13 protein-coding genes and 1 other RNA gene are annotated in these 13,428 nt (G+C 52.7%); 6 read left to right on the forward strand and 8 right to left on the reverse strand.

The annotated features are described in order from the left end of the window. Positions 1-1,064: 1,064 nt before the first annotated feature. The 4 genes from REA38_RS17355 to smpB all read right to left on the reverse strand — a co-directional run bounded on the left by REA38_RS17355 (position 1,065) and on the right by smpB (position 5,012). On the reverse strand, positions 1,065-1,934 hold the full coding sequence (locus REA38_RS17355) for an SIR2 family protein (protein ID WP_308886320.1): 870 nt from the start codon (positions 1,932-1,934) through the stop codon (positions 1,065-1,067). After that, the gene (locus tag REA38_RS17360; protein WP_103830231.1) at positions 1,931-2,923 is read right to left on the reverse strand and encodes a ParA family protein; all 993 of its coding nucleotides are present in this window, start codon (positions 2,921-2,923) and stop codon (positions 1,931-1,933) included. The genes REA38_RS17355 and REA38_RS17360 overlap by 4 nt, the downstream gene beginning before the upstream one ends. A gap of 1,193 nt (positions 2,924-4,116) precedes the next feature. Further along, positions 4,117-4,480: a transfer-messenger RNA gene (gene ssrA / locus REA38_RS17365) on the reverse strand. Positions 4,481-4,529: 49 nt separating this feature from the next. After that, on the reverse strand, positions 4,530-5,012 hold the full coding sequence (smpB, locus tag REA38_RS17370; protein WP_308886322.1) for an SsrA-binding protein SmpB: 483 nt from the start codon (positions 5,010-5,012) through the stop codon (positions 4,530-4,532). A gap of 161 nt (positions 5,013-5,173) precedes the next feature. On the opposite strand from smpB, the gene REA38_RS17375 reads away from it, so the two are divergent. Both REA38_RS17375 and REA38_RS17380 read left to right on the forward strand, forming a co-directional pair. Next, positions 5,174-5,608, forward strand: coding sequence for a type II toxin-antitoxin system RatA family toxin (locus REA38_RS17375; RefSeq protein ID WP_033648948.1), 435 nt, complete (start codon positions 5,174-5,176; stop codon positions 5,606-5,608). Further along, complete coding sequence (locus REA38_RS17380) at positions 5,601-5,885, forward strand: RnfH family protein (RefSeq protein WP_004929098.1); 285 nt, start codon at positions 5,601-5,603, stop codon at positions 5,883-5,885. The genes REA38_RS17375 and REA38_RS17380 overlap by 8 nt, the downstream gene beginning before the upstream one ends. Positions 5,886-6,002: 117 nt before the next feature. Here the strand turns inward: REA38_RS17380 and bamE are convergent, their stop codons facing one another. From bamE to nadK, 3 genes are all read right to left on the reverse strand, one after another. Further along, complete coding sequence (bamE, locus tag REA38_RS17385; RefSeq protein ID WP_004929101.1) at positions 6,003-6,341, reverse strand: outer membrane protein assembly factor BamE; 339 nt, start codon at positions 6,339-6,341, stop codon at positions 6,003-6,005. A gap of 240 nt (positions 6,342-6,581) precedes the next feature. Beyond that, entirely contained in the window at positions 6,582-8,243 is a 1,662-nt protein-coding gene (gene recN / locus REA38_RS17390) for a DNA repair protein RecN (RefSeq protein WP_033635637.1), read from the reverse strand. A gap of 86 nt (positions 8,244-8,329) precedes the next feature. Beyond that, positions 8,330-9,208, reverse strand: a complete 879-nt coding sequence (nadK, locus tag REA38_RS17395; protein ID WP_019452304.1) for an NAD(+) kinase — start codon at positions 9,206-9,208, stop codon at positions 8,330-8,332. A gap of 125 nt (positions 9,209-9,333) precedes the next feature. Here nadK and grpE point away from each other — a divergent pair, with 125 nt between their 5' ends. After that, complete coding sequence (gene grpE, locus REA38_RS17400; RefSeq protein WP_049194958.1) at positions 9,334-9,918, forward strand: nucleotide exchange factor GrpE; 585 nt, start codon at positions 9,334-9,336, stop codon at positions 9,916-9,918. Positions 9,919-9,974: 56 nt separating this feature from the next. On the opposite strand, the gene ung is transcribed toward grpE, so the two are convergent. Next, positions 9,975-10,658 carry a uracil-DNA glycosylase gene (gene ung / locus REA38_RS17405; protein WP_308886323.1) on the reverse strand — a complete coding sequence of 228 codons (684 nt, stop codon included), beginning with the start codon at positions 10,656-10,658 and terminating at the stop codon, positions 9,975-9,977. Positions 10,659-11,004: 346 nt separating this feature from the next. Between ung and grcA the strand changes: the two genes are divergently transcribed. The 3 genes from grcA to REA38_RS17420 all read left to right on the forward strand — a co-directional run bounded on the left by grcA (position 11,005) and on the right by REA38_RS17420 (position 13,282). Next, entirely contained in the window at positions 11,005-11,388 is a 384-nt protein-coding gene (gene grcA / locus REA38_RS17410; RefSeq protein ID WP_004929114.1) for an autonomous glycyl radical cofactor GrcA, read from the forward strand. A 183-nt stretch (positions 11,389-11,571) separates the two neighbouring features. Then, a complete protein-coding gene (locus tag REA38_RS17415; protein ID WP_308886324.1) occupies positions 11,572-12,534 on the forward strand; it encodes a phospholipase in 963 nt (320 codons plus the stop codon). Further along, on the forward strand, positions 12,527-13,282 hold the full coding sequence (locus REA38_RS17420) for an ankyrin repeat domain-containing protein (protein WP_308886326.1): 756 nt from the start codon (positions 12,527-12,529) through the stop codon (positions 13,280-13,282). The genes REA38_RS17415 and REA38_RS17420 overlap by 8 nt, the downstream gene beginning before the upstream one ends. Positions 13,283-13,428 lie beyond the last annotated feature (146 nt).

The raw sequence follows: 13,428 nt of genomic DNA on the forward strand, positions 1-13,428 counted from the left end.
TTAATGTTCTACCTTATAAATAAAGAAAATGTAGTAGCAATTAACTTATCCTTGAGGATTCTGGGTGTAGTATTCATTCAGGCCATCAGTGTATCCTTGATAATAGGCTACTCGTGGGCTTCTGTGACGAACTTCAGCCGCTTGACTTTTCAGGATAGAATTAAGTGCTGTAGTGGCACTAGGTTCTTGATTTGTATATCCAGCTTGGAATCCCAATTCATATGCACAACCTGCACATTTATGGCGGAATGGGTAACTTTGATCCTCTGGAAGGGCGGTAAACATGGTGTCGTAACGGTGTGCTGCTTGACAAGTTGTCATAAGTAACCTTTTAGGTATTAGGATAGTACCAGTTATATGAGTATGGTCTTTCCATGAATCAAGGATACTGGTGATTTATTTATCCTCTTTTCTTTCATAATGTGATCTTCTTCACTTTTTGTGGGCTGTTATGAAAGCCATGGGTTCAACTCCTCACTGAAAGCTGAATTTATGACTTCTAATTTATGTTATATTACTAGTAGCAAGATCTATAATCTTCTTTATCCCACTAGTAGACGAGGGGAAGGTTATTCTTGACCCAAGTCTAGATACAGACTCTTACTTCACCGTTAGTGAGTGTTAGTTCAGCCTATTATTGTTGCGTATTAATCAACGGGAGCGAGTCAATCCAATATCCTTTATTCACCTAATATATTCGAGCCTATAGCGATCTGACATCGTTCATGTATCAGCTTGAAAACCGCGTCCCGGAGGTGAGTAGATATGGCGGGGATAGCATTACGTATGAAGCAGTTATTATATATTTATCGCCCGCTAGCCTAGACGTTGCGATTTTAGTTAAGATATGAAACTAAACCTATCGGAGATGATTTACATGATGTTCGTGAGTAACCACTAGCAGGGAACTGAAGGACACTTATTGAAAGTTTTTAGTGATTAAAAAAGCATGCATTTATAATGATTGATGTGAAAAATACTCAAAAAGTTGATCTTAGAGGGTGTCTAATAATATTAGAGTTTCTTAAGGAGGCACAAATGCCTCCTAATTGAAATGGTAATTTTTACCATTTTTGTGTTTCTTTAAGTTCTTCTACTCTGTATTGCTCAACTTTATCAACTAATTGCTCGAGTGAATCAGTAAGTTCTAAGTGCCCGTTATCTGGGGAGTAAGATAGAAACTTAACTCTCATAGATCTGGATGCAATACCTAATAAATCATAATGTATTTCACCTTCAGGTAAAGTCATATAGTGATAAGGCATTCTACCATGTGCAAATTGAATGTCTTCAAACAGCATTCTGATATCAGGGTCATCTGTACCACAACCGAGGAATAAAAATGTATGTGTTAACGCTAGAGCTTTTAGAATTTCATAGAATAAAACATATTTGGTTCTGGCCTCAGCATAATCTCGTCTTGTGAATATTATTTTCTGTGGCGCATTTGCTGAACCATGAGTTTTAAGTAAAAGTCTGGTGTCTCCGCCATGTAAATAGTTTGCAGTATCATCACTGGTATGATCTTTGACTATTAAAGTTCCAGCAGATACCCCCCTAGCATAAGAATCATAGATAGTATCAAAGTTGGGACTGGCAATGATAGAGGCATCAAGATTATATATATGTTCATGAATTTTTGCGTGCCTATATCCAGCACGCTGATATTCATTTTGCACTTTATCAATGAAGATATCTAAAGTAAGTTTCTCTTTAATTATCTCGCATGCACTTAAATAATCTTTTTGGTTCAATAACTCCGTAACACATATTTTATCCTCAATTTCATTTAGGCAAGCTCTAAGGAACTCCTCCCATGTTGCTGGTCGCTTACCTGCATCATTAACCGAGTTTTTTGATACGCCAGCACCAATCATGATCACACAACGGCGCCGTGCTAAAGCAGAAACTAAATTCTCAGGCCAAGAAATCATTCCTCTAATCGCTCCAATAAATTAGATGCTATTTTATGGAAGAATTCTGCAGCTTCGGATACGCGTGTATATTGTGAACCTACGATCCCATCTTTAGCTGATAGCTCAAATATAGGAGCGTGTGCCTGTTGTGATAATGGAACAACGCTGCTTAACGTAGGTATTTCACCTAAGTGAAGGTTATCAACATTCGAGTTAAAGAAGTTGCAAAGCTCAACAAGTTCGCTTTTTTGTTTTGTTATTATTCTTTCAAATGCAGCGACGGGTTCACGGACACCTGATTTGCTCTTTGCTTTGTACTGTTGCATGACATAACCGGCAAAAGTTAAATTCCATTCAACAGCTTTATTTGCAATTTTAAATGGTTCGTTTTCTGCATCTTTATATTTATCAATTGCGTCAGAAAGTGCTGTCTTCCAAGTGTTAAATGATTTTATAATATTTTCCACAGCCATCATGCTGAATATATCAACAGATAGTGGCATCAAAAAAGCATCAACCCCGAGAATTACAGATCGGTTTAAAGCACCAAGGGAAGGGCCCATATCAATCATTATTATGTCATAGTGAGTTAATCGAGATATTAGTTCTTTGAACACATAAGTTGTCTGAAAACCTCTATGCTCACCATTTCTTGTTGCTGCCCAATCGGTAGCTAAAAGATCTTCTCTAATGGAAAGTTTAGGGCTTCCTACAATTAAGTCGACATTGAATCGTTCACTGCTAACGATTTCTGGCATCTCTTGAGGGTAACCTTGTCCTCTACGCACAGGGTCAAAGAAAGAGTCAATGCTGTAGAAGTTATTATTTAAGAAAATACGCTCAAGATCTTCTTCTTTCAAGATATACGCTGAAGCATTGCACTGAGGATCAGCGTCTATGACTAAAACTTTTTTCTTATGCTGAATAGCAAGCGATGCAGCAACATTACATAAGAGAGTGGTTTTACCAACTCCGCCTTTGTTATTGAAAAAGCCTACACTTTTCACAGAAGTCCCACCATTGAGTAAGGTTTTTTCGATAGTAACAAGTTTTAAATTATATGTCTAATTTTATAAACTATTGCCATTAAGCATGAAGTTCGCTTTAGGGGGGCTAGTGTCAATTTTTCCTCAGTTCGTAAGGTATTTGCTCATATCAAGATAACTAGTGCAATTTGGAGCTCTAAAAATCTCATTCTTGTCAAGAGGGGGAGAGGTGTCAATAATATCTGGATTAAAATTTGTCTCATTTATCGTACTACTTGCAATAGAAAACAACACATGAACACCTAACTTAAATACTGAATACATTTTAAGGCGGCATTAGTTATCTGACTATTTATTGGGTGTTAGAATTGTTTCTGTTCGGAAGAGCTTGTTCACGATGCGTTCTGGCATGTCTAAAGCCTCTAAAGCCTCTAGTATCTTTAGCGCCTGAAGTGATGGAAAATGGGTTCGTGCTTTGCCTCCATCAGGTAGGCTGGGAGCATCCAGAGCTTTGAACCATGACCTAAGAGCATTGAGTAGCAGAAACTTCAATGGGACGGATAAGGGGCCAGGGTTCGCCACCTAATCAGCCAACTAGTAGATACAGAAACATTTAGCATTGCAAAAGAGTTCATCAAATTCGGAAATTCCTCTTATCGCAGCATTAGCGTTTTTTATCTCTTTGTTTTTTCAAATGCTATATTAATATCTGAAATCGGATTCGTATCAATCTGGTCGATGTAACCGGAATATATCATTAATACACTTTGTTAGTCGGTGGGTTGTCTCAAGCATTTAAATATTCATACTGACTTTAATCATCTGAGCAAGTATTGTGCCGAGCAATTGGGAACGCGTTATCTATCTAAATAGTTCTAAATTTATTTCATAAATCCCCTGTGACACTTTTCCTTTTAATCTGGAACCGATTAACACTTAGTGCTCACAATTGAGAAAATGCAACCCAATTCAAACTGACGATTTCCTTTACTGTTGTTGACGATCTATTTCCCTGCGCGAGTAAGAGCAAGTGCGGTAATTTATCTGGCAGCGCAGCTGCGAGTATAGGGGCAAAGTACGAGGTGAGACTCAACATTTTCTTTGGATCTAGTCCGGATATCATCGAAAGTGAAAAAAACAAAAAAGCCCGCAACCGAAGTTGTGGGCTTTTTCGCTATTATCGCCGGGTCTATCTGGTTCACTGGCGACGTATTTGGTGGAGCTGGCGGGAGTTGAACCCGCGTCCGAAATTACTACACCGTCGGCACTACATGCTTAGTCCAATCTTTACATTCGCCGGCCAGCTGCGGATGGACACGCTACTGACAGACTAGCCTGATTGAGTTTAACGCTTCAGCCCCAGGCAGGACATCCACGCGATCTCTTTTGGGTTTGACCTCTCTTGATCCCCGTCCTAAGAGCGGAGGCTAGGGAGAGAGGGCTCTAAGCAGGGTATTAAGCTGCTAAAGCGTAGTTTTCGTCGTTTGCGACTATTTTTTTGCGGCTTTTTACGAGGCCAACCGCCCCTCGGCATGCTCCTAGGGCTTCGCAAATCCCGTCGAATCCAGAATCAGCCCCAAGTAACTTTGTGCAGTATACCAGAAGTTTACTTCGATAAGCCAGCGGCTTAACGATTGGCGTGCTTCATGATACGGGCTTTCGCCGTCTGCCATTCGCGATCTTTGATGTCATCGCGTTTGTCGTGCTCTTTCTTGCCTTTGGCTACGCCGATCTTGATCTTGCTCCAGGCATTTTTCCAATACAGGGACAAGGCCACCACGGTGTAGCCATCGCGGTTGACGCGGCCGAGCAGGGTATCCAGCTCGCGTCGTTTCAGCAGCAGTTTACGGGTACGCGTCGGATCGCACACCACATGCGACGAAGCCACGTTGAGCGGAGTGATGGTGGCGCCAAACAGATAGGCTTCACCGTCACGGAACGTCACGTAGCTGTCGCTGAGGTTGGCTTTGCCTGCACGCAGCGATTTAACTTCCCACCCTTGCAGCGACAGGCCCGCCTCGAACTCTTCTTCAATGAAGTATTCGAAACGCGCGCGCTTGTTTTGAGCAATGGTGGCGGAACCGGGTTTGTGTGCTTTTTTCTTTGCCATAGTGCGTTCATTATACTGGATGCTTCAGCGAAAGAAATCCTTTCCCGTTCAGCACCTGCGCAATTTTTCGCATTTTTGGCGCCCTCATCCCTTAGCAGATTTTTTGTTTGCCGCCAGATAAATGGTATTATCTGTACGTTTTATGTCTCACAGGAAATGATATGCCCCAGATCAGTCGGTCTGCATTAGTGCCGTTCAGCGCCGAGCAGATGTATCAGTTGGTTAACGATGTTCATTCTTATCCCGATTTTCTGCCAGGTTGCACCGGCAGCCGGGTGCTTAACGCTACCTCCAACGAAATGACCGCCGCGGTGGACGTCGCCAAGGCCGGTATCAGCAAGACCTTCACCACGCGCAATACGCTGCTGGATAACCAGAGCATCAATATGCAGCTGGTCGATGGCCCGTTCCGCAAGCTGATGGGCGGTTGGCAGTTCACGCCGCTGAGCGAAGAGGCCTGCAAGGTGGAGCTGCACCTGGACTTCGAGTTCACCAACAAACTGATTGAGCTGGCGTTCGGCAAAGTGTTCAAGGAGCTGGCGGGCAACATGGTGCAGGCATTCACCCAGCGGGCGAAAGAGGTCTACAGTGTCTGACATCCAGGTCGAGGTGGTGTACGCCTTGCCGGAGCGCCAGTACCTGCGCAAGGTGAAGCTGGCCGAGGGCAGCAGCGTCGAGCAAGCGATCCAGGCTTCGGGCCTGCTGGAGCTGCGCCAGGATATCGATCTCAAGAGCAACAAAATCGGCATCTACAGCCGCCCGGCCAAGCTGGGCGATACGCTGAACGACGGCGACCGGGTGGAGATCTACCGGCCGCTGATAGCCGATCCGAAAGAGCTGCGCCGGCAACGGGCAGAAAAGGCAAAAAAATAAGGCGCTATAAGCGCCTTATTTTTTATCTGAAACTGATTTTCTCTTCCGCGTTGCAGCCTGCGACTGTCATGAGGAACAGCATGCCCCCTCATGGGCCGGAAGAGCGGGCGGCGCCGATTACTTGGTCAGCGCCGGTTTGTTCTGGATGTCGGTCAACACGCCTGCGCTGTCGAAGGTCAGCGTCAGCGTCTGCTGGGTGATGTCTTCATGGCCAGGCTGCTGGCGGAACACATAGAACCACGTCTGAGTCCCGAACGGGTCTTGCAGCATTGGGGTGCCCAATGTGTAAGCGACCTGTTGCTGGGTCATCCCTTTCTGAATTTTCGCCACGTCGGTCGACGTCAGGTAGTTCCCCTGGTTGATGTCAGGACGATAAACCACCTTTTCAAAAGTAGAACAGCCTGCAGTCAGCATCACAAGAACTACAGCGGCGGCAGTCAGCGTTTTACAGCGCATAGTAATCACATTCCTTTAGGGCATAGGATGCCGATGATAATAGACCTTGCGGCAGTTGGAAACCTTTATACCCTTCATCTTTCAAGTTGCGACGCGTTGGCTTTCTTTCAGCACCTCAAGCGCTTGGCCTGTTTCAGGCCGTTGAGGAGGCTTAGGATCGCCGCCGCGCCGCACTTTAGATATCTTTCGGGTCAACAGCGTCACTGTCAGACCGCAGGAAAGTGAAAAAGTTGAGCTTTTTTATGCCGCCAGCAGTTCTTTGGCGTTCGCCAACGTATTGCGGGTGACTTCACTGCCGCCAAGCAGGCGCGCCAGCTCCTGCAGCCGGGCGCGTTTATCCAGCGGCGCCATCTGGGTTTCGGTGACCGTGCCGTCGGTCTGCTTGCTGACGAACAGGTGTTGATGCCCGCATCCGGCCACCTGCGGCAGGTGGGTCACGCACATCACCTGGGTGGATTCGCCGAGCTGGCGCAGCAGGCGGCCGACGATGGCGGCGGTCGGGCCGCTGATACCCACGTCCACCTCATCGAAGATCAGCGCCGGGGTTTCCATCTTGCGGGCGGTGATCACCTGAATCGCCAGCGCGATGCGTGACAGCTCACCGCCGGAGGCGACCTTCGCCAGTGGCTGCAGCGGCTGCCCCGGGTTGGTGGAGACGCAGAACTCGGTGCGGCTGGCCCCTTCGGCGCTCAGATGCTGCGGCTCGAAACGCACATCGATGTTGAACTTGCCGTGCGGCATGGAGAGCGCCTGCATACTGTCGGTGATGAGCGTCGTCAGCTCGGCGGCGTAATGCAGGCGTTTCTGGTGCAGCTGTTCCGCCAGCGCCAGCGCCTGCTGGTGATGCAGGGTGACCGCCTCGTTCAGGTGCTCATGGTCGCTTTCCTGCTGCGACAGCAGCTGCTGTTCATCCAGCAACTGCTGATGCAGCTGCGGCAGCTCTTCCGGCGCGACCTGGTGTTTGCGCGCCAGGCTGATTTGGCGCGACAGGCGCTGTTCCAGCTCGTGCAGGCGGTTGGGATCGAGATCCATGCGATCGGCGTAGTGGCGCAGCTCGTCGCTGGCTTCGCTGATCTGGATAGAAGCCTCTTCCAGCATGTCCAGCAGGCCGCTGAGCTTGTCGTCCAGCCCGGCCAGTTCAAGCAGCAGGTGCTTGGCGCTGTAGAGCTGGCTGAGCATGTTGTTCTCGTCGCTGTCGGCCAGCAGCTGCAGCGCCTGCTGGCTGAGGGTCAGCAGCTGGCCGCTGTTGGCTAGGCGCTTGTACTCGGCGTCGGTCTGTTCGAACTCGCCGGCCTGCGGCGCGAATTCGTTCAGCTCTTTCAATTGGTATTGCAGCAGCTGCTTGCGCGCTTCGCGCTCGATGGACTGCTGCTGATGGTGCGCCAGCTCGCGACAGCTCTGGTGCCAGCGTTGGTAGGCCTGGCTCATCGCCGCCAGCAGGGCGGGTTCGTCGGCGTAGGCGTCGAGCAGCGCTTTTTGGTGCTCCGGTTTGAGCAACAGCTGATGGGCGTGTTGGCCGTGGATTTGGATCAGGCGTTGCCCCAGCTCGCGCAGCTGCGACAGCGGCACGGCGGTGCCGTTGATAAAGCCGCGCGAACGGCCGTCGGCGTTGATCACCCGGCGCAGCAGGCATTCGTTGCTGTCGTCCAGCTGGTTCTGTTCCAGCCACTCGCGCGCGGACGGGGTGTCCGCCAGCGAGAAACGGGCGCAGATGTCGGCGCGGGCGGCTCCCAGGCGCACCACGTTGCCGTCGGCGCGGTTGCCGAGGCACAGCCCCAGCGCATCGATGGCGATGGATTTGCCGGCGCCGGTTTCACCGGTGATCGCCGTCATACCCGGTTGAAAATCGATTTCCAACTCACGAACGATAGCAAAGTTGCTGATGGTTAATTGCGCCAGCATGGGAACCTTCCTGTGTATAAACACATAACTGTAGTTTCATACAGTATAAACTGGTTTTATATACAGTAAAGTGGCCGGCGCAGATTTTAGAACAATTTTTTCGACCAGCCCAGTTTGGTGCTTAACGTGTTGAAATAGCTGTAGTCCTTCGGGTGAATCAGGTTCAGGTGGAAATCGCTGCGGCGGATCAGCACTTCTTCGCCTTCCTGGATCGGCAGCGCGATCTGGCTGTCGCAGCTGATCTCCAGATCGCTGCCGATCTGCGAAAACTTCAGGCGGATGGTGCTGTCGCCGTTGATCACCAGCGGCCGGGCGGAGAGGGTATGCGGGAACATCGGCACCAGCGCGATCGCCTCCAGCGACGGGGTGAGGATCGGTCCGCCGGCGGAGAGCGAGTAGGCGGTGGAGCCGGTCGGCGTGGCGATGATCAGGCCGTCGGAACGCTGCGAGAAGGCGAAGCGATCGTCGATGTACACCTCGAATTCGATCATGTGCGCCACTTTGCCGGGGTGTAGCACCACTTCGTTGATGGCGGTGCTGATGCGGCACTGCTGGTGCTCTTTATGCACGATGGTTTCCAGCAGGAAACGCTGTTCGTCGATGTACTCGCCTTCCAGCACGTCCGCCAGCTGCTGCAGGGCGTTGTCGGGATCGAGATCGGTGAGGAAGCCGAGGTTGCCGCGGTTGACCCCGATCACCTTGATGTCGTAGCGCGCCAGCACGCGCGCGGCGCCGAGCATGTTGCCGTCGCCGCCGACCACCACCGCCAGGTCGGCGCGCTGGCCGATATCCGCCAGGCTGCCGGTCACGGCGTCTTTCAGCCCTAAATCATGGGCGATCTGGCGTTCGACCATCACCGAATAGCCGCGGGCGACCAGCCAGTGGAACAGCATCTCGTGGGTTGCCAGCGCTGAAGGGTGACGCGGGTGGCCAACAATGCCAATACAGGCGAATTTTTTATTCATTTGTTGTGATTTTCCTCACCGGGAGCCGTTTATGCCCCACATTGTGACCGGTTGACTTGAAACCCCGGTTTTGATCCCCATAATAAGCCAAGTTGCGAGATTAATGCTAAAACGCGGAGATATTCATGAGTAGTAAAGAACAGAAGACGCCAAACGAGCAAGTCTCGGAAGAAATGGAACAACACGCTCACCACGAGGATACGCTGCCGGAAGCGGCGGAAGGCGTCGATCTGCGCGATGCGCGTATCGCCGAACTGGAAGCCCAACTGGCGGAAGCTCAGCAGCACGAGCGCGACAGCCTGCTGCGCGCCAAAGCCGAAGCGGAGAACATCCGCCGCCGCGCCGAACTGGACGTCGAGAAAGCGCACAAGTTCGCCCTGGAGAAATTCTCCGGCGATCTGCTGCCGGTGATCGACAACCTGGAGCGCGCGCTGGATCTGGCGGATAAAAACAATCCGGAACTGGCCGCGATGATCGAAGGCATCGAGCTGACGCTGAAATCGCTGCTGGACGTGGTGCGTAAGTACGGCATCGAAATCGTCGGCGACGTCAACGTGCCGTTCAACCCGGAAGTGCATCAGGCGATGAGCATGATGGAATCCGCCGATCATCTGCCGAACCACGTGATGATGGTGATGCAGAAAGGCTATACGCTGAACGGCCGCCTGCTGCGCCCTGCGATGGTTGCGGTCTCCAAAGCCAAGGCGTAATCGCCCCGGCAACGGCATAAAGAAAGGCACCCGAGGGTGCCTTTTTTGTCTCTGGACTACGCCTGCGGCAGGCGCGGCATCCAGTCGATCGGCGTGAGCCCTTGTTGCTCCAGCAGCTGATTGGCCTGCGAGAAGTGGCGGCAGCCGAGGAAGCCGCGGTGGGCGGAGAGCGGCGACGGGTGCGGTGCCTTCAGCACATGGTGGCGGTTGCGGTCGATAAAGTTGCCTTTCTTCTGCGCGTGCGAGCCCCACAGCAGGAACACCACGCCTTCGCGGTTCTCGTTCAGGGCGGCGATCACTTTATCGGTAAAGGTTTCCCAGCCCAGGTTGGCGTGCGAGTGCGCGCGGCCGCCTTCCACCGTCAGCACGGTGTTGAGCAGCAGCACCCCCTGTTCGGCCCAGCTTTGCAGATAGCCATGATCCGGGCGTTCGAAACCGGGAATATCAGTCGCCAGCTCTTTATACATGTTCACCAGCGACGGCGGCGCCGGCACGCCGGGGCGCACCGAGAAAGAGAGGCCGTGCGCCTGATTGGGGCCGTGGTAGGGATCCTGTCCGAGGATGACGACTTTGACGTCCGCCAGCTCGGTATAGCGGAAAGCGTTGAACACGTCCTTCTGCGGTGGATAAATGGTCTTACCGGCTTGGTGTTCAGCGGCAACAAAGGCGAGCGTTTCAACAAAATAGGGCTGCTCTTTCTCTTTGCCGATCACGTCATGCCAGGTGAGGGAGGTGGCCATAAACGCTCTCCTTTGTTTTCTTTAGCAATTCATGGGCTATAGCTTACCGTGTCGGCTCGCGCAGCGAAACCCGCTTTTCATTTCTCGCCGCTGCGTCTTATGCAATTAATTTTGAAAATTTACAAAAATAATTGGTTTTTGCCGCAGTGGGAAAATTGATATAAAACATAAATTTGCCCCTTCACGCCTTGTGCCTACCCGGTAAAAATTGACTTTAGTCAAGGAACTGGCTTGGTCAGGCTGGTATACAGAACAACAAGACAACAATGGTTTTACCAAATGGCCGAAACCAGAATTGGGTTTTCTCACGACGTGAATTTTTACGCCCTTGTACGGAGGCAACATAATGATTACCGGTATTCAAATTACCAAAGCGAATGACCAGGCGCTGGTGAATTCTTTCTGGCTGCTGGACGATGAAAAAGCGGAAGCTCGCTGCGTGTGCGCCAAGGCCAACTACGCGGAAGATCAGGTTGTCGCGGTGAGCGACCTGGGCCAGATCGAATACCGTGAAGTGCCGCTGGAAATGCAGCCGACCGTGCGCGTGGAAGGCGGTCAGCACCTGAACGTCAACGTGCTGCGTCGCGAAACCCTGGAAGACGCGGTCAAGCACCCGGAAAAATACCCGCAGCTGACTATCCGCGTGTCCGGCTATGCGGTGCGCTTCAACTCCCTGACGCCGGAACAGCAGCGCGACGTTATCGCCCGCACCTTTACCGAAAGCCTGTAATTTTCGGCGCAGTCAATCAGGGAGCTTCTGCTCCCTTTTCTGCGTTTGACGGCCGAAAATCGAACGCGGATCACATTCTGCACAAAGATAAGCATTTCTAATACAGAACTCATCCGACCTGCCGATAGCTAAATCAGCACCTATTCAGGTGCTAAATAAAAAGTCTATCGACAAGGAGTCGGCATGAGTATGCCTTTAAGTTTTACCTCTGCAGTATCCCCGGTGGCCGCGATCCCTACGCCTCGCGCCGCTGCCGAGACGGCGACGGCGGCGCTGCCCGCGGCAACGCCGGCAAATTCGGCGCCGGTAGCCACCCCCTCTCAGAACACGCTCAATGCGCAGAATCTGTTGAATACGCTGGTCGGCGATATCTCAGCGGCGGCGCCGACGGCGGCGGCAGCGCCGGGCGTGACGCGGGGGCAGCAATCGCAGGAGGGGGATTATGCGTTGGCGCTGTTGGCCAAGGACGTTTATTCACTCAATGGCCAGGGTGCCGCCGGGTTCAACCGCCTGAGCGACAGCGCGCTGCTCGGTTTCGGCATCGATCCCGCCAGCCTGCACGACGCGGGCAGCGGTTTCCAGGCTGGGATTTACAGCAACGACAAGCAGTATGTGTTGGCGTTCGCCGGTACCAACGACTGGCGCGACTGGCTGAGCAACGTGCGGCAGGCGACGGGCTATGACGATGTGCAGTACAATCAGGCGGTTGCCGCCGCCAAAAGCGCCAAGGCGGCCTTCGGCGATGCGCTGGTGATCGCCGGCCATTCGCTCGGCGGCGGCCTTGCGGCCACGGCGGCGCTGGCGACCGGCACCGTCGCGGTCACCTTCAACGCGGCCGGGGTCTCGGATTACACCCTGAATCGCCTGGGCATCGATCCGGCGGCGGCGAAGAAAGATGCCGAAGCCGGCAGCATTCGCCGCTACAGCGAGCAATATGACATGCTGACCAGCACCCAGGAATCGACCTCGCTGATCCCGGACGCCATCGGCCACAACATCACCCTGGCCAACAACGATACCCTGACCGGCATCGATGACTGGCGGCCGAGCAAGCATCTGGATCGCAGCCTGACGGCGCACGGCATCGACAAGGTGATAAGCTCGATGACGGAACAAAAGCCGTGGGAGGCGAAGGCCAATGCCTGAAGGGCGTCGCTTGCGGTGGGCGCTGGCGATAGCCTTACTGGCGCTGGTCGCGGTGACCGGTTTACTGATGATGGCTAAGGAGCAACAGATGGGGCAGGAGATTTCGCCGTTTGACGGCCACAGCAATCTGGCGCTGGCTCAGGCGGTAGCGCGCGGCGATACGCAGGGCATCCGTGCGCAGGCCACGCAGGATCGTTTGCGCGAGCGGGGCGATCGGCAGGTCACGCTGTTGCAGTGGGCGGTGCTTTCGCAGCAGCCGGGTAGCGTGCAGGCGTTGCTGGATCTCGGGGCCGACCCGGCGGCGGCGGGGCTGGACGGCAACAGCGCGCTGCACACCGCGGCGATGTTGCAAGACGCGCAGTACCTGCGGTTGCTGCTGACCGAAGGGGCGCAGGTGAACGTGCGCAATGCCGTTACTGGCGCCACGCCGCTCGCGGCGGCGGTGCTGGCCGGGCGCGAAGAGCAGCTGCGGCTGTTGCTGGCGGCCGGGGCGGACACCACCTTGAGCGATCGGCTGGGGGATACCCCGCTGCATCTGGCGGCGAAGATTAACGCGCCGCACCTGGCGCTGCTGCTGCTGCAGGCCGGGGCCGATGCCCGGGCGCGCAACCAGCAGGGCTTTGCGTTCCAGTTTTATTTCTCGCAAACGCCGGTGCATTTGCAGAATGACGAGCTGAAGGCGCAGTTCCGCGAACTGGACAAATGGCTGCAGGGGCACCGCCTGGCCACGCACTACGCGCAGCCGTAAACGCCCATAAAAAATCTATGGTCACCCCCGTTTTTGCAACACCGATTTTGATCTATGATGGGCTTGCGTAAATCTATTCGGCGTCTGGTGAACGATACCCTGTTCGCGCCACGATGAGTTTCGCGCCTGTTGAACCTGAAAAACCG

This window comes from Serratia sp. MF1(2023) (assembly GCF_030954545.1).
In the GTDB taxonomy this organism is placed as follows: Bacteria; Pseudomonadota; Gammaproteobacteria; order Enterobacterales; family Enterobacteriaceae; genus Serratia; species Serratia sarumanii.